11 protein-coding genes are annotated in these 19,704 nt (G+C 75.0%); 1 reads left to right on the top strand and 10 read right to left on the bottom strand.

Features of this window, described 5'->3' with window-relative positions:
• Positions 1 to 159: 159 nt before the first annotated feature.
• The 9 genes from D7147_RS06850 to D7147_RS06810 form a co-directional block, all read right to left on the bottom strand.
• Entirely contained in the window at positions 160 to 3,513 is a 3,354-nt protein-coding gene (locus tag D7147_RS06850; protein ID WP_120674735.1) for a right-handed parallel beta-helix repeat-containing protein, read from the bottom strand.
• Positions 3,510 to 7,109 (bottom strand): hypothetical protein, encoded by a 3,600-nt coding sequence (locus D7147_RS06845; protein ID WP_120674733.1) that lies wholly within the window; start codon positions 7,107 to 7,109, stop codon positions 3,510 to 3,512. The genes D7147_RS06850 and D7147_RS06845 overlap by 4 nt, the downstream gene beginning before the upstream one ends.
• 57 nt (positions 7,110 to 7,166) lie before the next feature.
• Positions 7,167 to 8,786, bottom strand: coding sequence for a hypothetical protein (locus D7147_RS06840; protein WP_147437361.1), 1,620 nt, complete (start codon positions 8,784 to 8,786; stop codon positions 7,167 to 7,169).
• A gap of 58 nt (positions 8,787 to 8,844) precedes the next feature.
• The gene (locus D7147_RS06835; RefSeq protein WP_199734096.1) at positions 8,845 to 10,020 is read right to left on the bottom strand and encodes a hypothetical protein; all 1,176 of its coding nucleotides are present in this window, start codon (positions 10,018 to 10,020) and stop codon (positions 8,845 to 8,847) included.
• A gap of 247 nt (positions 10,021 to 10,267) precedes the next feature.
• The gene (locus D7147_RS06830; RefSeq protein ID WP_120674730.1) at positions 10,268 to 11,368 is read right to left on the bottom strand and encodes a YeiH family protein; all 1,101 of its coding nucleotides are present in this window, start codon (positions 11,366 to 11,368) and stop codon (positions 10,268 to 10,270) included.
• Between the two features lie 19 nt (positions 11,369 to 11,387).
• Positions 11,388 to 11,948 carry a cysteine dioxygenase family protein gene (locus D7147_RS06825; protein ID WP_120675286.1) on the bottom strand — a complete coding sequence of 187 codons (561 nt, stop codon included), beginning with the start codon at positions 11,946 to 11,948 and terminating at the stop codon, positions 11,388 to 11,390.
• Positions 11,949 to 12,024: 76 nt separating this feature from the next.
• Positions 12,025 to 12,939 (bottom strand): LysR family transcriptional regulator, encoded by a 915-nt coding sequence (locus D7147_RS06820; protein ID WP_120674728.1) that lies wholly within the window; start codon positions 12,937 to 12,939, stop codon positions 12,025 to 12,027.
• A 104-nt stretch (positions 12,940 to 13,043) separates the two neighbouring features.
• Entirely contained in the window at positions 13,044 to 16,796 is a 3,753-nt protein-coding gene (locus tag D7147_RS06815) for a S8 family serine peptidase (protein ID WP_233562979.1), read from the bottom strand.
• A 144-nt stretch (positions 16,797 to 16,940) separates the two neighbouring features.
• Positions 16,941 to 17,618, bottom strand: coding sequence for a TetR/AcrR family transcriptional regulator (locus D7147_RS06810; RefSeq protein ID WP_199716564.1), 678 nt, complete (start codon positions 17,616 to 17,618; stop codon positions 16,941 to 16,943).
• A 54-nt stretch (positions 17,619 to 17,672) separates the two neighbouring features.
• Here D7147_RS06810 and D7147_RS06805 point away from each other — a divergent pair, with 54 nt between their 5' ends.
• Positions 17,673 to 18,482 carry an alpha/beta fold hydrolase gene (locus D7147_RS06805; RefSeq protein ID WP_120674724.1) on the top strand — a complete coding sequence of 270 codons (810 nt, stop codon included), beginning with the start codon at positions 17,673 to 17,675 and terminating at the stop codon, positions 18,480 to 18,482.
• 232 nt (positions 18,483 to 18,714) lie between these two features.
• On the opposite strand, the gene D7147_RS06800 is transcribed toward D7147_RS06805, so the two are convergent.
• The gene (locus D7147_RS06800) at positions 18,715 to 19,530 is read right to left on the bottom strand and encodes an SDR family NAD(P)-dependent oxidoreductase (RefSeq protein ID WP_120674723.1); all 816 of its coding nucleotides are present in this window, start codon (positions 19,528 to 19,530) and stop codon (positions 18,715 to 18,717) included.
• Positions 19,531 to 19,704: the final 174 nt, after the last annotated feature.

Raw genomic sequence — 19,704 nt, 5'->3', positions numbered from 1 at the left:
CCGTCACACCCCGCCCCGCCCCGGAACGCGGTTCGTCGGGTGTCGACGGATCCACGCTGGAGCTTCGGTGAAGCATACGGGCAGCCTCCGGCCAATCAAGCGAAACATTCACGAAATCATTACAAACGCCGGCAGGCGCGACACAACACTGAAAACCCTTCATGTTGTCGCGACGTCCTCGACCAGGAGCATCCGCAGCTGCTCCACGCTCGGGTCGCGCAGCGAACGGATCCGGCCCGCCTGACGCGTGATCGTCTCGTCGAGCACCTGCCGCGCGTACCGGCCGTTACCGAAGGTCCGCGTGCGCGGCACATGCTCGAAGTGCTGCCGCAGCGCCGCCAGCGTCTGCCCCGGACACTCGTAGCCACTCGCCGCGGCGAGATTCTGGAAGATGGCGACCAGATCGTTGGCGTCGTAGTTGGCGAAGTGGATCCGGCGCGAGAACCGGGACGCCAGACCCGCGTTGGCGGCGAGGAACGCCTCGATCTCCTCCTCGTACCCGGCGGCGATCACGACCACCTCGTCGCGGTGGTCCTCCATCAGCTTCACCAGCGTGTCGATCGCCTCCCGACCGAAGTCCTGCCGGGCGTCCGGCGGCGCCAACGTGTACGCCTCGTCGATGAAGAGCACCCCGCCCCGAGCCCGGTCGAACGCCTCCCGGGTGCGCTGCGCGGTGTGTCCGATGTACTCCCCCACCAGATCCGCCCGGGCGACCTCCACCAGCTGCCCACCGGCGAGCACACCCAATGCGGTCAGCAACTCGCCGTAGAGCCGGGCCACCGTGGTCTTGCCCGTGCCGGGCGGCCCGGAGAAGACCAGGTGCCGGGAGACAGACGGCGCCGGCAGGCCCGCCTTCACCCGGGTCCGGATGGTGGCCAGAAGGTCGATCATGTCGGCCACCTCCCGCTTCACCCCGGACAGGCCGATCATGGCGTTCAGCCGGCCGAGCAGCCGGTTCAGCTCGTCGTCGCGCGCCACCCCGGCCTGCACCCCGGTCCCCGCCGGCGCGCCCAGATCCTGCGGCAGCAACTGCGCCAGCTCGACGCCGGACGGGTCACCGGCCTGGGAGAGCCGGTACGCCTGCCGTCCGATCATCTCCTCGAACACCTTGCGGGCCACCCGGGCGTTGCCGAAGTTCGCGTCCCGGTTCATCCCGTCGAAGAGGTTGGCGAGCGCCACCCGGGTGTCGTACTCCAGGGAGTAGTGGTGGGTGCTGCAGAGCCGTTCGACGATGGTGACCAACTCCTCCGTCGCGTAACTCTCGAACTCGACGGTCTTGGAGAACCGGGAGGCCAGACCGGGGTTGGCGTCCAGGAACTGGCGCATCTGCGCCGAGTAGCCGGCGACGATGACCACCATCTCGTCCCGGTGGTCCTCCATCAACTTGACCAGGGTGTCGATCGCCTCCCGGCCGAAGTCGTGGCCGCCGCCGCTCTCCACCGGGGCCAGCGCGTACGCCTCGTCGACGAAGAGCACCCCGCCGCGCGCCTCGTTGAACTTCTCCGTGGTCTTCACCGCCGTGCCACCGATGTGCTCGGCCACCAGGTCGGCCCGGGCGACCTCGACCAGTTGACCGGTCTTGAGCACGCCGAGCGCGGCCAGGATGCGCCCGTACAGCCGGGCCACCGTCGTCTTACCGGTGCCGGGCGCGCCCGCGAAGACCATGTGACGGGACATCGGCGGCGCCGGCAGGCCGGCGGCGGCCCGACGCTGGCTGATCCGGTGCAGCCCGACCAGCGTCGCGACCTCGTGCTTCACGCCGGCCAACCCGACCAGCGCCTCCAGCTCCGCCAGCAGCGGTGTCGCCGGATCGACGGGCGCGGCCGGCGGCGCGACGACCGCGGTGGCCGCTGGGGTGGCGGTGGACGGGTCGCCGGTGGGATCGGGGTTCGCCGGGGCGCCCGGCCGGGCCGGGGGCTCCTCGGGCCGGGCCGACTCGCCGGCCGACGGCGGCCGGGACGCCCGCGAGTCGTCCACGTCGACCGCCCCCGGCACGGTCAGCCGGATCGGCTCACCGCCGTTGCCCACGATGGTGCTGGTGCGCACCCGAACCGGCTCCACCGTCTCGACGAGCAGCCCGTCGCCGGCGTTCTCCAGCACCTCACAGCCGTCGAGCCGACCGGAGGAGCCGGCCCCGAACCGGATCCCCGGCCCCCCGCTGCCCCGCACCCGGGTACGGGCCAACGTCAGCGTGGCCTCCTGCTGCACCAGGATGCCCGCCTTCCGCGCCCCACCGAACTCGCAGGCGGTGACCGTGGCGGCGCCGCCCGCCGCGATCAGCAGCGCGTTCGCGCCGTTGCGGACGGTCGTCTCGGTCATCGTGAGAGTCGCGCCGCGCGAGACCAGGGCGCCACCGCCGCGGGCCCCGTCGATCCGCGCGCCGCTCACGGTCGGCCCGGCGCGGTCGGCCACCCGCAGACCGTACTCGGCGCAGTCGGTGATCGTGACGTTCTCGATCGCCGGGTGAGCCCCGCCCTGCACCAGCAGGCCGTCGCGTCCACCGTGCACGGTCACGCCGCGTACGGTGCCGGCCGCCTCCCCGTCGAAGAGCAGCACCACGCCCTCCTCGCCGGACACCCGGCCCCCCTCGACCCGCGGCGCGGCCGAGCCGGTCACGGCCACCGCGGCGGACTCGGTGCCGCTGATCTCCCCGTCGCTGAAGACACCCGTCGCGTTCTCCAACGCGTAGAGCCCGTGGCCGGCGGTGCCGCTGATCCGGCAGCGGGTCAGCACCGGGTCGGCGGTGCCGGAGAGGACCACCCCGTGGCCACCGAGGTCACGCAACTCGCAATCCTCGAACGTCGGTGTGCCGCCGGCGACGAAGACGCCCGCGCCCGCGGTTTCGTGCACGGTGGTACGCACCACCCGCACCGCGCCGTTCTCCTCCACGGCGACGGCCGGGCCCTCGACGGCGCTGATGTCGCACCCCACGACACTGCCCCGGCCACCCTTCGTGGCGAGCACACCCGCGCCGCGCCCGTCCGCCAGGGTGCAGTCGCGGAACACCGGATCGGCGCCCCCGGTGATCACGATCGCGGCGCTGCCGACGTCGCGCACGGTGGTCCGGACGACCTCGCCGGTGGCGCTGCCGTCGATCAGGAAGCCCGCGCCCGCCGGATTGCTGACCCGGCAGTCGTGCAGCTCGAACGCGCCGCCGGGCGCGTGCACCGCCACGATGCCCTGCCCGACGACCTCGCAGTCGGCGAGGTTCAGCCGGCCCTGCCCCACCTGCACGGCGGGCAGGTCGGCGCCACCACCCCGCACGGTCAGGCCGCGCAACGTCGCCGTGCCCCGGGCGGCGAAGACCGCCACACCGTCCCCACCGTCGATGGTGACCGTGCCCGGCCCGTCCTCCGCGGTGACGACCACGTCCCGAGTCAGCCGCAGTTTCTCGCGGTACGTGCCCGGTTGGACGACGACTGTCGCGCCCGGCCCGGCGGCCCGCACGGCCTCCTCGATGGTCGACAGGTATCCCGGGTCCGTCTGGGACACCAGCAGCATGCCGTTGCTCACGCTCTCCCACCCTTGTTCGGCACGGCGGCGCCGGCGGGTTCCGCCGGCGGCCGGAAGGGACGGCCCTCGTCGTCCAGCCCCGGCGCGAAGCTCGTCGTCCGGCTCGCCCCGGTACGCGGCACCGCCCGCAGCTTCGCCAGGATCCGCTCCGAGTCGTCGCGCCCACCGCGGCGCGGCTCGCCACGGTGCGCGGCGGCGAGGTCCTGCAGCATCACCCGCACCGGGGCGTCACCCCCGGCTGATTCCTCGACCGCGAGCACCAGGAACCTGCTGCCCGGTTGGAAGACGGCCGCCCCGGTCCCGCCGTCGGCGGCCAGCCCGCCGAGGCGGTGGGCGCTCACCGACCAGATGGCGAACTCCACCCCGGACGGGGGCACCGGACCGGCGGCCAGATCCACGTCGACGAAGGCCGGCTCGGCGAGCACGTCACCGGGCCGGTACGCGTGGGCCTGCGCGAAGTCGGCGGGACCGGGCCGGAAGACCGGGCCGAAGACCGACGGCAGCCGGCGCAGCCCGTACGTGGCCCAGCGGGTCAGCAGTTCGACCCGCCCGCTCTCCTCCTCGTCGCCGCCACCGCGGAGTACCTCGTTGACGCGCTCGCGTTCGCCGTCGCAGTACGCCCGCACGGCGACCAGCCCGGCCGCGAGGTCGGCGACGGCGCCCACCGCGGCCCGTAGCCCCGGCGACTCGGCCAGCGTCCGGGTGACCACCCGCGCGTACGCGTCGTACCGACCGCCGACCGCCTGGCGCAGCGCGGCCCGGTTCGCGACGGTCAACTCCGGGTCGGCGCTCGGGAGCCAGCGCGCTCTCGGGCGCACCGGGACGGCAGCGGACTGCACTTCGGCCGCGTCGGAGCCGCCGGCGCTCACCGGGCCACCGCTGGAGGGCTCGACGGCTGCGGCGGGTGGCTCCTCGGTGCCGGTGTCGACCCGGCCGGTGGCGGCGGCGACCAACCCGGCGGGCGGGCCGGGGACGGTGGCCGCCGGGCCGGGGAGGCTGACCCGGACCGGTACGACCGGGTCGGAGTCCTCCGCCGCGCCGGCCGCCGGATCGCCGGCTGCCGGATCGCCGGCCGCCGGTGCGGCCGGCCCGGTCGGCAGGCCCGGATCGCCGGCCGGCACGACCGCGACCGGCCCGGGCAGCTCTCCCACGGCCGCAGCCCCTGCCGCCGGCACCCCGGTGGGCGCCGATGGCCCGGCCGCAGGCGCCGGCCCGGCCGACGTGGAGGGCGACCCGGCGGTCGGACCGGTCGAGGCCGGCGCGGGCGCCGCCGGTTCCGACGGCGGCGGCGGTGCCTGTCGCGCCGCGATCGGCGGCACCGCCGAGCGGATGCGCCAACGCTCCGCGTCGAGCAGGGCGGCCGCCGAGGCGGCCACCGGCTCCGGCTCCGGAACGGGCTCGGGCTCCGGAACGGGTTCGGAGTTCGCGTCGTCGGCCACTCCGACCGAGTGCGGGCCCGCCTCCGCGCCCGCCGCGGCGACGGATTCGGTCTCCGGGCGGTCCGCGGGCGTCGGCACCCGTCGCGAGTCCGTCCCGGACAGCGCCTCGGGCTGGTGGCCGGCTCCGGCATCCGTTCCGGGCTCCGAGTGGCCGTCCGTCCGGTCTGGCGAGCCGGGCCGCGCGTCCGGCCGCACGGACGGGTCGTCGCTGCTCGGCGCGTCCGCTGCCATGGCCTCCCGCCCTGCCGACGCCGGACCGATACCGGGCAGAGCCACGGGCGGCGGGTCGGTCCCGGCCTCCACTGTCGGCACCGAATCGGTGCCGGGCGGAGCCGGCCGAACGGTCCGGACCTCCGCTGCCGCTGCCGGACCGGTACCGGGCGGAGTTTGCGGAACGGTCCGGACCCCCGCTGCCGCTGCCGTTTCGGCGCCGGGCGGAGCCACGGGCGGCGGGACGCGCCGGGCCGTCGTGGTGGCCGACGGCCGGTCGGCGGGGGCGGTTCGACGGCCGACCGTACCGGGCAGCGGCGGTAGCACCTGGCCGACCACTCGGACCTGACGCGTAGGTCGCCCGTCGCCCGACCGGACCCGCCGGGGACTCCAACGGCGGAAGACGCCGGTGGTTCGCAGCAGTCCGCTGCTGGCGTGCTGCACCTCCCCGTCGGCGGCGTAGACATGGACCGCCAGCGCGTCCGCCAGGCCACCGTAGAGCAGGTCGGCCGCCGGGCCGGCGACCGTCACGCCCCGGGAGACGAGCACGACCGGTTGGCGCGCGTCCGGGCGGCAGGCCGCGATCAGTTTCGCGAAGCTGCGCGGCGGGGTCGGTCGACCACCGACCCGGAAACCGGTCGCGTCGACGGTCACCTCGACGACGAAGCCGACCAGCGCCGGGGCGAGCCGGTCGGTCGGCTCGTCCACGAAGGACCAGCCCGCGCGGGTACGTACCCCGGGCAGGTCGGGCGGCGGGACGGAGGCCTCGCTCGATGCCGGCGCGGCGGGCACGGAACGGGTCGGCAGCCACACGAGGGGCGGACGCTCGCGCGGCACGGCGACCACGCCGTCCTTCCCGGACACGAGCCACCACGGTCCCCCGTCCGGCCACTCGGCCCGCAACGCTCGCTGCGGTGGCGCGACCCTGGGCAGCTCCGGCTCGGGGACCGCCTCGACCGGCACCGGCTCCGGTTCGCGGAGCGCCTCGACCGGGGCGGGTTCCGGCTCGGGAACCACCTCGACCGGCTCCGGCTCCGGCTCCGGCTCCGGCTCCGGCTCCGGCTCGCGAACCGCCTCGACCCGGGCGGGTTGCGGCTCGGGGAGCGCTTCGACCGGCTCGGGCCGCGCCACGGCCGCGGCCGGTGGCAGTGTGACGACCAGCGGCAGAACCGGCACGGCCGCCGGTGGCAGGGCGACCGCCACCGGAACCGGCTCGACCTCGACAACCACGTCCGGACGCTCGTCGACGACTGCCGGGTCCGGTACGGCCGGCGCGGGCACCGGCTGCGGCACCGCGGACGCAGGCCCGGGTTCGGGTGCCGTCGGCGCGAGCGCAGGCTCGGGCTCCGTTCGCTCAGGCGCGGGCGCTGGCACAGGCGCTGACTCCGCGGCCGCGGGCGCAGGCTCCGTCGGCGCGGGCGCAGGCTCCGTCGGCGGCTCGGACGTCGCCGAGGGCGGGACCGGCTCAGTGCCCGCCGGGGCCGGCGGCGGCCACACGGCCGCCGGGCGGGGCGGGCCGTCGGGCGAGCACGTCACCCAGATCGAGCCGAGCGCGTCGGCCGGCAGCAGGTGGACGCCGTCCGGCGCCACCATCAGCCCGACCACCGGCACCAGCACGTCCTGCCCCACCCACTCGGCCAGCTTCCGGGCGGCGGGCACCGGCTGGACGGAGTCGGCGTACGCGCCCGTCGCGACGACCCGGACCGCGCCCGCGCTGCCGCCGAGGTGCTCGATCAGCAGGTCCGGCAGGAGTTCGAAGAAGTCCGTCCGGCCCGTCACCGTCGCCGCGCTCAGCACGGCGCTCTGCCCGGCCTCGACCGGCAGCGCAGCGGCCAGCGCGACGAGCGGTGCACGGCTGTCCGCCTCGGTACGCAGCACCAGCGCGTCACCGACGACCTCCACGGTGACGTCGGCCGTCGGCGGCGGATCGGTCCAGCCCGGGGGCATGGGGCGGATCACCTCGCTTTCGACGGACGGACGAACGGAGTGGGTCGAGGTCGCGGGTCAGCCCGCTTTCGCCGTGCCCGTCTGCCAGAGCGTCCGGCCGTTCTGCGAGATCGTCACGTTACCGTCGTTCTGCAGCACGAGGATGGCGCCGTCGTGACCGTTGGTGCGGGTGCTCCAGATCGTCGCCATGCTTCGCGTGTAGAGCACCAGATTGCCGTCGTCCTGGAAGACCAGTTGGTCCGCGCCCTTGCCACCGGTCTGCGCGCTCCACACTCGACGGCCCTGGTCGTTGAGGACCAGGTTGCCGTCGGAGGCGAGGGAGAAGGTCAGCCGGTTGGTGCGCCACGACCCGCCCGGACGCAGCACCGAGGTGCCGTTGACCACTCGGGTCTGCCACTGCGGCCGCTGCGGCGGCTTCGCGGGGGTCACCGTCCGGGTCGGCGACGGCGGCGTGGTCGAACCGGTGCCCGGCTTGGTGGTGGGTCGGGGGGCGTGCGGTGTCCGGGTCGCGGCCGGGGTCCGGGGCGGTTTCGGCGGTGCGGGGTCGGCGAGCCGCTTGTCGCCGCCGTAGTAGCCCGCGTACGTCGAGACCAGGTTGAGGTAGTCCCGAACCGTCGCGCTCTCCGGCACGCCGCCGGCCTGGCGTACCGCCTCGGGGCCGGCCCGGAACGCGGCGAGCGCCGCGAGGTACGGGTCCTCTCCCACGCCGTCCAGCTCGTCGACGAGAGAGCACATGGTGCGGCCGAGCGCCGGGACGGCGGCGCCCGGGTCCCAGGGTGAGGCGACCTGGGCGTAGGGGGCGTACCGGGCCCAGCGTTCGGGGGTGAACTGGGCGATGCCCTGTCCGCCGTCGGCGCCGAGCAGGTTCGGGTTGAACCCGGAGGCCGCCATCAACTGGGCGGCCACCCGGGCCGGCGAGAGGGCGGGGCAGTGCGCGCCGGCCGCGCGTACGGCCGCCAGGTAGTCGTCGGGCACCGGCTTGGCGGGAGTGCCCCGGCCGGGCGCCACCCCGACCGGACCGGTGGCCGTGGTGGGGGTGTCGAAGCCGGCCAGCGGCTGGCGGGCGTACCAGGCGGCGTAGCCGGCGACGGTGTCGACGTACTCGCGGGCCGGGGCGGGGATGCCGCCGGCCTCACGTACGGCCGCGACGCCCGAGTGGTACGCGCCGAGCGCGAGCAGCCACGCGTCGCCCTCGACGCCGGCCTGCCGCACCTGCCCGACGAGGTCGCAGGTGAGGTGGGCGAGGGCGGCGACGGCGGCGGCGTGGTCGCCCCGGCGGGCGGCGACACCGGGCTTCCACTGTTCCCACGACGCGTCGGAGAGTCCCGCGAGGCCGCTGCCGGCGGAGGTCCGCGCGGTGGCGTCGAACCCGGACGCGGCCATCAGCTGCCCGGCGAGCCGGGCCGGGGTGAGCACCGGGCAGGAGAGCGCCGCCGCGGCGACGATCCGCGCGTCGGCGGCCGGCACCGGCCGACCGACGAGCTGCGGGGCCTGGCCCGCCGTGGCGCTGCCGAAGCCGGAGCTCGCCACGACTCCGGCCGCGCCGGCGAGCACGAGCGCGAGCAGCGCGGCCGTCCAGCGGCGGGCCGGGCGGCCGAGGAGGCGACGGGGTACGCCCAGCCCGAGCAGCGCACGCCGCAGTCGGGACCGTACGCCACCTCCGGAGGCCATGGACACTGTTCGATCTCCCTAAGCCAGGTGCTCGGTTGTACGACGGAGATCATCCGTGGTCGGTTCAAACCGATTTCGCCATGGCCTCCCCGGCCACGTCCCCGCTGTCGGCGGGCTCGTTCCCGCCGCCGGCCACCTCGGACCGGTCGGCGTCGTCGACCCCGCTCGCCGCCGAGGCGTAGAGGACGGAGAGCGTCCGGTGCAGCGCCACGGCGTCGACCTCGGGCGGCTGGTATCCGCTCCGCCGGATGTCGGCGAGGAGCGCGGGATCGGGCGCCAGGCCGTAGCCGCGCAGGTAGTAGCTGACCGCGTCGCTCCAGATCCACCGCCCGTCGGTACGGAACGCGGTCGGCACCACGGGTTGCCGGGCGGGGTCGACCACGTCCGGAGCGAGGTCCGGCGTGATGAGCAGCGGCACGCCCTCGTCGAGGTAGCGCGCCACCCGCTCCGCCTCGCTCTCGTCGAGCTCCGGGTGGTCGGGTTCGAAGCCCGGGCCGACGCCGGGTTCGAAGGTGTCGAAGACCCGTGCCACGGCGGGCGTCTCGCTCGGTGCCGCGGTCCAGAGCAGCGCGGAGAAGCCGAGGGCGGTGCGCTGGTAGGCCGGCAGTCCGTCGGCGTCGACGAAGGCCTCCACCTGCGGGTTCTCCTCCCCGGCGGCGCTCAGCGCGTCCTGGAGTCCGGCGGCCAGGGCGGGCAGGACCGCCTCGTCGTCGGCCTGCAGCAGGTAGACCCGACGCGGCGGCGGCCACTGGGTGCCCATCGCCGGGAACCGCCAGGTGCGCCAGAGCGCCCGGGGGGACGCGTCCGCGGTGAGCGACGGCATCGCGGCGACGGCGGCGGCGTCGACCTCGTCCGCTCCGCCCGGTCCGTCGTACGGCTGGGTCAGGTCGACGGCGTACGGCACGGCGTCGCCGTGCTCCGCGAGCACCTCGGGACTGACCGGGGCCACGCCGTACAGCGGCTGCGGGTCCGCTTCGGAGCGCTCCAGGTCGGAGAGCGCCTCGACGTCCTCACCTGCGGCGGTGAGAGCCTCGGCGAGCAGCGCGGCCTCGGCCTCGGTCACCGCGACCCGGGCGGCGAGCGCCGCGAAGACCACCGCCTGGGCGATCTCGACGAGTTCGCCCGCGACGAGCCAGCGCCGGGCCTCCGCGATCAGCTCGTCGGGCAGCCGACCGGCCATCCGCAGCAGCAGCTGATGGAAGGCGGCCTGCTCCTGCCGTACCTCGCCGGTCTGCGTCATCGACCCCTGCTTCCTCTCCACGCCGTCGCGGTCGGCCGGTGCCCCGTCCCGGTCACCCACGACGGTCGACGGTCGGGGACGCGCTCCGGTTCAATCCCGCCGCGACGGCACCTCCGATCGGCGCGGTGGGTAGCCGGACACACGATGAACAATCCGTATATCCAGGGCGAATCTTCGCCAACGGAGACCCACGGCCGTAGCGGCCGGGCGCGCCGCTCGCGGTGCTTCCCGGTCGCGACGATCCCGGTCAGGTCGTCAGCAGTACGCCCGCGTACGAGACGCCGGCGACGACCGCCCACGCGCTCAGGCCGAGGGCGGCGGCCCGACCGCCGGTACGGGCCATGGTGGGCAGGTGGACCGCGCTGCCGAGGCCGAACAGGGCGGCGGAGAGCAGGATCTCCTGCGTGAGGGCCGCGCCGTCGAGCACGCCCTCGGGCAGCCAGCCGGTGCTGCGTACCGCGATCATCACCAGGAAGCCGACGACGAAGAGCGGCACCAGGGAGGGCCGTCCCGCGCCTGACCCGTCGGCCGACTCCGGCCCGCCGGCCCGCCGTCGCAGCCCCACGACCACCACGGCGACCAGCGGGGCGAGCAGGGCCACCCGCATGAGCTTCACCAGCACCGCGTCGCCCAGAGCGGCGGGTCCCGCGGTCTGCGCGGTGGCGACGACCTGACCGACGTCGTGCACGCTCGCGCCGACCCACCGGCCGAACTGCGCGTCGTCGAGCCCGAGCGGCTGGTGCAGCAGCGGGAGCACGGCGATGGCGAGCGTGCCACAGAGCGTCACCAGCGCGACCGAGGCGGCCGCGTCCTCCTCGTCGCTGCGGGTCGCCGCGCTGACCGCCCCGATCGCCGAGGCCCCGCAGATCGCGTAGCCCGCGGCGATCAGCAGCGGCTGGTCACCGGGGAGCCCGATCTTGCGGCCCAGCCACCAGGTGCCGACGAAGGTGGCGGTCACCACCGCGATCACCATCACCACGCTGGGCCAGCCGAGTTCGCGTACGTCCTGCAGGCTCAGCTTGAGCCCGAGCAGCACGATGCCCACCCGCATGAGCCGCTTGCCTGCGACGCTCAGCCCCGGCCGGGCCGCACCGCGCACCCGATCGCGAACGGCGGGCAGGTGGGCGGCGGCGATGCCGAGCACGACGGCGGCGGTCAGCACCGGCACGGCGGGCAGCAACCAGTGCACCGCCCAGGCGGCGGACGCCCCGACGGCGGCGGCGACCAGCCCGGGGAGGATCCGTCGACCGTCCGAGCGACTCGTGGCCCCGGTCCGGTCGGCGCCGGTTCCGCCGTTCGCCACACCCGCCGGTTCGCTCGCGTGCGCGGTCGTGCCGGTCAGTGCCATACCGGCACCCGTGTCCCGTTCACTTCTCGTCGGTCGGCTGCGCGTACACCCGCCGGACACTGGATCCGAGACGGGAGATGTCGGCGCCGTAGATGTGCAGCGAGATCGCCGTGCCGTCGCCGCCGTTCCAGACCCGGTGGATGTCCCCGGGAGGCGCGAAACCGCACACCTCGCCCTGACGGTTCACCACGTCCTGGGTGGCGACGAGCCGGGCGGCGAGGCCGTCCGAGACGAGCCGGTAGCGCCGCTCGTGCTCCTCACCCTGGTGCACCCCCGTGACGCACCAGGCGACGTGATCGTGGATCGAGGTCCGCTGACCGGGAAGCCAGACGAGGGCGACGACTGAGAAGCCGCCGTCACGCTCCGCATGCAGGACGTGCTGCCGGTAGCGCTCCGGGTCTCCCTCGCACTGCTCGGGCGTGAGCAGGTCGGAGGCGCCCAGGTGCGGCGCGAGCCGCTCCCCCACCAGGTACGCGGTCAGGTCCGGCGGCAGGCCACGGTCGACCACGGCCCGGATCTCCTCGACCAGCCGGGCGAGGCGGGCGGTGGTGGTCACAGGTGTGACGGTCGGAGTGGTCATGACGTCCATGGTGACTGAGCGTGACCCATCACGTCCAACTACAGTTTCTTGGCCGAACCCAAGGAACGCTTATGCATCACGCCTCGAGCGGGTCGGCGCGCCGGCCCGCCACCGCCGCGAGCGCCTCCAGCAGCCGGGCCGTCGCCGGGATGCGCAGGTGCTCGCGCAGGACGTACGCCGACACCTGACGCCGGGAGGCGGGTGCCAGCGGCTTCCCCCGGACCTTGTCCCGGCGCAGGAAGGAGAGGCTGAGGCCGGGCATCATCGCGACGCCGAGCCCCTGCGCGACGAGCGCCTGGACGGCGAGGTTGTCGTCGGTGGTGAAGACGATGTCGGGCGTGAACCCGAGCTGCGCGCACTCGTGCACGAAGTTCGTACGGCAGCGCAGGCAGCCGGCGATCCACCGCTCCTGGGCGAGGTCGCCGAGCTGGACGGCGCGGCGACGGGCCATCGGATGCCCCACCGGCAGCAGGACGGTGAGCTGGTCCTCCAGCAGCGGAATCTCCACCAGCTCCGCCGGCACCTCCTCCCGCAGGCCGGGATAGGTGAAGGCGAGGGTGACGTCGCTCTCGCCCTGCACCACGCGCCGCAGCGAGTCGGGGGGCTCGTCCTCGAGCAGCTCCACCCGGATGCCAGGGTGCTCGACCGCGAGCAACGCCATCGCCTCCGGCAGCAGGGTCGCGTTGGCGCTGGGGAACGCGCAGACCCGTACCAGGCCGGTGCGCAGCCGCGCGATCGCCGCCATCTGCTCCCGGGCGACCGACATGCTGCCGAGGATGTGCTCGGTGTGGCGGGCCAGCGTCTCCCCCGCCTCGGTGAGCCGCAGCCGCCGCCCCACCCGGGTGAAGAGCGGGGTGCCGACCTCCCGCTCCAGGGCCTTCATCTGCTGGGAGATCGCCGGCTGCGTGTAGCCGAGCGCCTGCGCCGCCGCCGAGTACGACCGCGTCCGGACCACCTCGTGGAACGTCCGGATGTGACGCGAGTCGAACACCGTCGCAGCATAGTTCGGCCGCTCGGCGCCCGCCCACGCTCGGTGAGCAGGACCACCGGGCCGGCCGGGGACGTCGCCGCCCCGACCGGCCCGCGTCGGCACCGTTACCGCAGCCCGAAGGCGCGTACGACGGTCTGGGTGACCGTGTTGCCGACCGCGTCCCGGGCGGTCACCCGGAGTGAGGCGAATCGGGCCGACTTCGGCGCGGCGAGCCGCAGCCGCCAGCCGTCGTGCTCCGCCCGCAGCTTCGTGACCCGCTGCCAGCTCCGGCCGTCGTCGTACGACAGCTCGACCCCGACCGTCCGGATCGCCCCGGCGTGCCACGCCCCGGCGAGGTGACCGGCCGAGACGGTCAGCTCGTCGGTGCGGCGGGCGCGCCCGGCCGGGTCGGTCGCCACGCCGTAGTCGAGCTGGATCAGGGGCAGCTGCCGCACCGAGTCCGGGTCCACGTCGGGGAACCTGAGATCCCACTCGGTGACGGTCCGGGTCGAGTACGGCGAGACGGCGTCCTGGGTCGCCTCGGTCACCAGCCGCACCGGCCGCGCCGGATCCACCGCCGCCGCGACCCCACCCCCGGGCATCGAGGTGATCAGCTCCGCGCCCTGGTAGAGACTGGTCGTCTGGGCGACCTCGGCACCCCAGGTCATTCCGTGGTGGTGCGGCTCCGCGTCACCCCAGCTCGGCAGCCCGGGCACGGTCAGCCACTCGCCGACCAGCACCGGCGGGCTGAAGAGCATCGAGCGCTGCGGCGCCCGCGGCCGGGCCACCGGCGCGAACCAGCTCTGCTCGGTGCGGCGCCCCGCCGGGTAGGCGACCGGCTCGGAGCCGAGCACGAGCGGGGCGAGGTTCACCATCTCCAGCCATTCGTTCCCGGCGTCGGCGGAGAGCCAGTCGGTGCGCCCGCCCTGCGCCGGGAACGGCACCGGCACCGCGCTCAACGCGGTCGTGGGTTCGTCCGGTGAGACGTTGTACCGGAGCCAGACCCCGGTGCCCGGGTTCGGGTGGCGGAACGACACCTCGACCCGGGCCAGGTCCTTGCCGCGCGGGCGGTAGGTCAGCTCCGCCCGCACCGCGCCGGCGTGCCGGTCGACCAGGTCGTAGAGGTACTCCGGGCTGGCGTGCCCCTCGACGGTGAGCCGTCCGTGGCCCCGCCGGATCCGCTCGATCAGCGCCTCGCCCTGGTCCCGGCCGAGCGAGGCGACCGGCAACGGGGTCTTCGGGTCCGGCACGTCCGCCCAGGCGTCCAGCCGCCCGTACCCGTCGTTGACGACGATCATCAGCCGGGCCCCGGCGGCGGCCGCCGCGTCGGCCTGCGCCAGCGCGGTGGGCGTGTCGGTGTGCCGGACCACCACGACCCTCCCACGCACCCCGGCGCGCGCGACGTCGGCCGGCGTCCCGCCCGGGACGAAGACGGCGTCGAGGTCGTGCCGCCCCTGCGGGCCGATCGCCGAGCCGCTCTGCATCCTCAGGTCGTCGTAGTCGTCGCCCTTGCCGGCCACGGTCAGCGGCGGTTGGATCAGGGACCAGCGGAAGCCCAGGGTGAAGGCGCCCCGCTCGACCTTGCGGCCGGTCGGGGTGGCCCAGAGGCTGTCGTAGCGGGGGTCGAGGAGGTAGTTGTCGGAGAGCCGGTAGCGGTCGGGGTAGGAGCGGAAGTAGTGGACCCCGAGCCCGGCGAGGCTGGTTCGCTGCGGGGTGACGGCGGTGACCTGCCGCAGCGTCCGGGCGTCCAACGTGACGGTGCGGGCGTCGTCGCCGACGACGACCTCGGGGGCGACCAGCATCGCCCGGCCGACCGAGTGCGGACCGTGCACGCCGGGCACGTCGGCCTGCATGAGCAGGCTGTAGGTGCCGGGCCGTACCTGCAGGGCGAGTCGGCCGCTCTCGTCGATCTGGTGCAGCTCCGGCACCACGTCCCGAGTGATGTCCTTGAGCAGGAGCTGGCCGGTGAGCCCGGTGCCGTCCCGGTCCCTCGTGGTGACGGTCAACCCGACGCGCTGCCCCTTCTTGTCGAGCCCGACCAGGCTGTGCAGGCGAGGGGCGCCGGCCGGGCCGGCGGCGACCACTGTGGCGTACGCGTAGCCGTCCTCGTCGGCCATCCGGTCCAGCTCGCCGTGCACGGTGACGGTGCTGGTGCCGTGGGCGGGCACCGTGACCTGATCGGCGTCGAGGGTGAAGAGCCCCGGCGGGGCGGTGGGCGCCTCGACGCTCAGGTCGAGGGTGACCGGGGTGTCGCCGCCGTTGGTGTAGGTCACCTTCTGGTCGGTCCGCTGCCCGGGCTCGTACGGCCAGCGCAGCGCGGCGAAGTCGACGCCGGTGGCGAAGACGGTCGCCGAGACGGCGGCGGCGACGTCGACCCGCCCCGTACCGCCCCGGTAGGCGTCGTACTGCCGGGTCACCTTGCTCGTGCTCATGAGGGCGTCCTTGAGCTGCCGCCCGCTCCACTGCGGATGGGTCGCGGCGAGCAGCGCGGCCGCGCCGGCCACGTGCGGGGTCGCCATCGAGGTGCCGCTCATCGTCAGGTATGGCCCCTCGCCCTCGGGCGCGTACTGCGAGCGCGCGGCGAGCACGTCCACGCCGGGGGCGGTGATGTCGGGCTTCAGCGCGTTGTCTCCGCGGCGCGGCCCCCGGCTGGAGAAGACGGCGAGCCGGTCGAGGGTGTCCACCGCGCCCACGGTGAGGGCCGCGTCCGCGCTGCCCGGCGCACCGACGGTTTGCATGTCCGGGCCGGAGTTGCCGGCGGCGACGGTGAAGAGGGCGCCGGTCTCGGCGCTGAGCTGGTTGACCGCCCGGCTGAGCAGGTCGGTGCCGTCGCTCGGGTCACCGCCGAGGCTCATGCTGATGACCCGCGCCTTCGCCTCCCGGGCGGCCCACTCCATGCCGCCGAGGATCCAGGAGTCCTGCCCCTCGCCGGTGTCGTCGAGGACCTTGCCGACGTGCAGTCGCACGCCGGGGGCGACCCCCCGTTCCGCGCCGGCGGAGGCGGCGCCGGTGCCGGCGATGGTCGAGGCGACGTGCGTCCCGTGGCCGTTGCGGTCGGTCACCTCCCGGCCCGGCACGAAGCTGCGCGCCTCGGTGACCTGGCCGACCAGGTCCGGGTGCTCGGCGTCGACGCCGGTGTCGAGGACGGCGACCGGTACGCCGGCACCGGTGTTGCCGCCGGCCCAGACCTGCGGCGCGCCGATCTGCGCCGTGGTGTCGGCCAGCGCGGCGCGCACCTTGCCGTCGAGCCACACCTTCGTCACGCCGCCGGTGAACCGCACCGGTTCGGTGTGGGACTGCTTCGCGGCCGGGGCCCCGGCGGTGGTGCCGGTGAGGGTGCTCCAGAAGCGGGCCGCCTGGCTGCGGTCCGCCTCGACGGCGGCGCCCTGCACGCTCGGCAGGTCGCGGAGGCGGGTCGCGCCGGTCGGCGCGGTCTTGGCCCGGGCGGCGGCGTCGGTGTAGCTGAGGATGAGCGGCAGCCGGGGGCGGTGCGCGTCGTCGTAGCCGTCCTCGATCAGCTCGGTGACGTTGAAGAGCCGCTGGTCCAGCAGCCCGGACGCGACGTACCGGGTGACCGAGTCGGGATAGACGTAGGTGTCGTCTCCGTAGGTGACGACCTGGGCGCCGACCGGCTGACCGGCCGGCCCGCGCACGTCGGTGGCGACCCCGCCCGCGGTGGGGGTGACCGTGACCCGGTCGCCGTTGATCAGGGTGATCGTGTGTGGAGCGCCGGTGGGGACCCGGGTGGGTGGTTCGGCCGGCGGCACGGGGGCGCCACTACCGGCCGGTGCGGCGGACGCCGGCGTGCCGACGCCCAGCGCGAGGGCGAGCACCGCGGCGAGCAGCGCGTCGCGTCGGCGGATCGGAGGTGTGTTCAACGATGCGGCTCCGTTCATCGGGGGCGGAACGTCGCGGAGCATGATCGCAATCGATTGTCCGGCCGGGTGAGCCGGGGCGCGGGGCACCATCCTCACCAATGCCGTCGTCGTGCGGCGGTGCCGCCGTCGCGCTGGGCCGCTGCGCTAGGCGGTGAGGAGCCCGCGCAGCAGGCTGCGGAGCGCGCGCTCGAAGAGGTCCATGGCCGCCGCCGGCGTGGCGGCCGGTCGGCTGAGCGCGGCGAGCAGATGCGGGTACGGCGTGAGGTCGAACCCGACGAAGGTGAGGGACTCGCCGGCGGCGCGTTTACGGGCGAAGAGGATCGCCACGCCGTTCATCATGCCGATCGCCTCGAACTTGGCGGCGGAGGGCGCCTCCACCGGTGCCATGACCCGCAGGCAGGCGTCGAAGAAGGCGAGCGCCTCCGGACCGATGGCGGAGGCCCGCTGGCTCAGCTCGAACAGCCACGGGTGGCGCTCGTGCACCGCCCGTTGCGCGCGGGCCAGGCGTACCAGGGTGTCCAGCCAGTCGCCGTCCGGTTCCGGGTACGGGCGCAGCTCGGCGGCGACCCGGTCGGCCATGAGGTCCAGCAGGTCGTCGCGGGAGGAGAGGTAGCGGTAGAGCGAGGCCGCGCCGGTCTCCAGCCGGGCGGCGACCGCTCGCATCGAGACCGCGGCCAGCCCGTCGGCGTCCGCGATCGCGATCGCCGCGGTCACGATGTCGTCCCGGCTGTGTGCGGGGGCCGGGCCCCGGCTTCCGCGTACGGGTCGCCGAAAAATCGACTCCCGCTGGGTGTGGCCGGTTCCGGGGGTCGCGTCGTTCACCGAACCACTGTAAACTGCAAACGTCGTTCGCAGTTACGAGAAGGGTGGGCGCTCATGGAACGAGTCATCGCACCGGACGGTGAGAAGATCGTGCTCCACTCGACCGGCACCGGCCCGGACGTGGTGATCGTGCACGGCGGCGGTGTGACCGTCGAGCCCTACCGCAGGCTCGCCGCCGCCCTCGCCGAGCGCTGCACCGTGCACCTCTACAACCGGCGCGGCCGAGCCGACGCACCCGCCCGCCGCGAGCCCTACTCCGTCGAGCAGGAGATCGAGGACCTGGGCGCCGTGCTTGCGCAGACCAGGGCGCGGGCGGTCGTCGGGCACAGCTCCGGCGGCTTCATCGCGCTACGCGCCGCGCTCACCATGCCGATCGCCCGGCTCGCGCTCTACGACCCGGCCGTCTCCGTCGACGGCATCTTCAAGGCCGACTTCATCCCGGCGGCGCGCGCGGCACTGCGCACCGGCGACACCGCCCGCGCGCTCGCCATCGTCGGCGCGGCGGGCAACCCGCAGTCGCTCGCGTCCCGACTGCCCCTCGCCGTGCAGACCGCCCTCACCCGGCTGCTCCTGCGCCACCCCGTCGGGCGGGAGATGGGCGAGCTGCTCGACATGACGCTCTACGAGACCGCCGAGATCGCGGCGCACGACGGCCCAGCCGAGCAGTACGCCGCCATCACCGCCGACGTGCTCTTCGCCTACGGGCAGGCCGGGCCGCCGCACTATCCGAGGCTCGCTGCGTCCCTGGCACCCGTCCTGCCCCGGATGCGGGTGTTGCCGGTCCCGCGCGCCGGCCACGACGGCATCAACCGAGCGCCGGCCCGGCTGGTCGAACCACTCACCGCCTTCCTGACGGCGGCGTGACCGAGCCGCGGTTCCACCCGCCCGGGCCGGACGCGGAGCTGAAGTCCTACCGCCACTGGGGCGGGTGTCGAAGTCCTCGGTCGAGCCGAGGCGGAGTCCAGGCGGCGGTCCGGCAAGGCGGGGATTCGTTCGGATACCGGTGTTGTATCCGGACGAAGCGCCGACGCCGCCGGTCGTCGTCTGGGCCCGCCGCAGGCCGGCCAGGGACTTTGACACCCGCCCTAGCCACCGGTCAGCGGCGACCGTCGAGCCAGGGCCCGAGCAGCGTCATCGTGAGCCGGTGCAGCTCCTCCCGGAACGTCGCGTCCCGCACCTGCCGGGCCGGCTCGGCGACCCGCTGCTCGTCCAGGTACGCGCCGCTGGGCAGGCCCGGCCGCAGCGCCGCCGCCACGACGTTCGCGCCACCCCGGGACGCCGGCTCGCCCTCGACGGCGAACATCGCGTGCAGCAGCGCGGTGGACACGATCCCGGGGTGGACGCTCACGATCTCCGGCCGGAGGTGGGCTGCCTGCCGGGCCGCGTGGGCGACCAGCGCGAGCTTCGAGCGGGCGTACGCGGCGGTCGGCTCGTAGCCACGCCGCAGCTGCGGATCGTCCAGCTCGAACGTGGCGGAGAGATGCGTCGCGGACGCCACGTGCACCACCCGCCCCGTCTCGGGCACGAGCGGCAACAGACGCTCGGTGAGCAGGACCGCCGCGAGGTAGTTCGTCTGCAACGTCGCCTCGTACCCGTCGTGGCTGTGCCGCCGCCGCGGCGCACCGGGCCGGCCGGCGTTGTTGACCACGACGTCGACCCGATCGGTGGTGTCCGCGACCTGCTCGGCCAGGGCGATGACGTCGTCGAGGCGGTCGAAGTCGGCCGACGCGTACCCGATCTCCGCCCGGCCGGCGGAGCGGAGTTCGTCGAGCAGCGGTCGCACCTCCGAGGCCGGCTCCGGACCGTGCACGATCAGCCGCCGCACCGAACCGGCGAGCAGCCGCGCCGCCGCCGCGCCGATCCCGCTGGTCGCCCCGGTGAGCAGCACGGTCGCGGAGTTCCGGTCGTTCATCGCTGATCGCTTCCCCTCGCGCCGTCTCCCCGGGCCATCATTGCCGCCCCCGCCGCCACCCGGCCGACTTTCGCGGCCGACCGCCGGACCGGTCGACATCGACGGCCGGGCAGCTCCCGCACCGTCCCCGACGGACCCTCGAACGCCGCCGGGCAGCGGCGAGCCGGTGTCACC

Source organism: Micromonospora musae (genome assembly GCF_003626545.1).
GTDB classification, from domain to species: Bacteria; Actinomycetota; Actinomycetes; order Mycobacteriales; family Micromonosporaceae; genus Micromonospora; species Micromonospora musae.
The sequence above is the reverse complement of the archived record's forward strand: the minus strand, read 5'-3'. Positions and strand labels throughout refer to the sequence as shown.

Excerpts from the sequence above, each read along its gene's own strand:
- D7147_RS06845 (WP_120674733.1), bottom strand. The coding sequence starts at position 7,109 with ATGCCCCCGGGCTGGACCGATCCGCCGCCGACGGCCGACGTCACCGTG.
- D7147_RS06835 (WP_199734096.1), bottom strand. The coding sequence starts at position 10,020 with ATGACGCAGACCGGCGAGGTACGGCAGGAGCAGGCCGCCTTCCATCAG.
- D7147_RS06830 (WP_120674730.1), bottom strand. The coding sequence starts at position 11,368 with ATGGCACTGACCGGCACGACCGCGCACGCGAGCGAACCGGCGGGTGTG.
- D7147_RS06825 (WP_120675286.1), bottom strand. The coding sequence starts at position 11,948 with ATGACCACTCCGACCGTCACACCTGTGACCACCACCGCCCGCCTCGCC.
- D7147_RS06805 (WP_120674724.1), top strand. The coding sequence starts at position 17,673 with ATGGAACGAGTCATCGCACCGGACGGTGAGAAGATCGTGCTCCACTCG.
- D7147_RS06800 (WP_120674723.1), bottom strand. The coding sequence starts at position 19,530 with ATGAACGACCGGAACTCCGCGACCGTGCTGCTCACCGGGGCGACCAGC.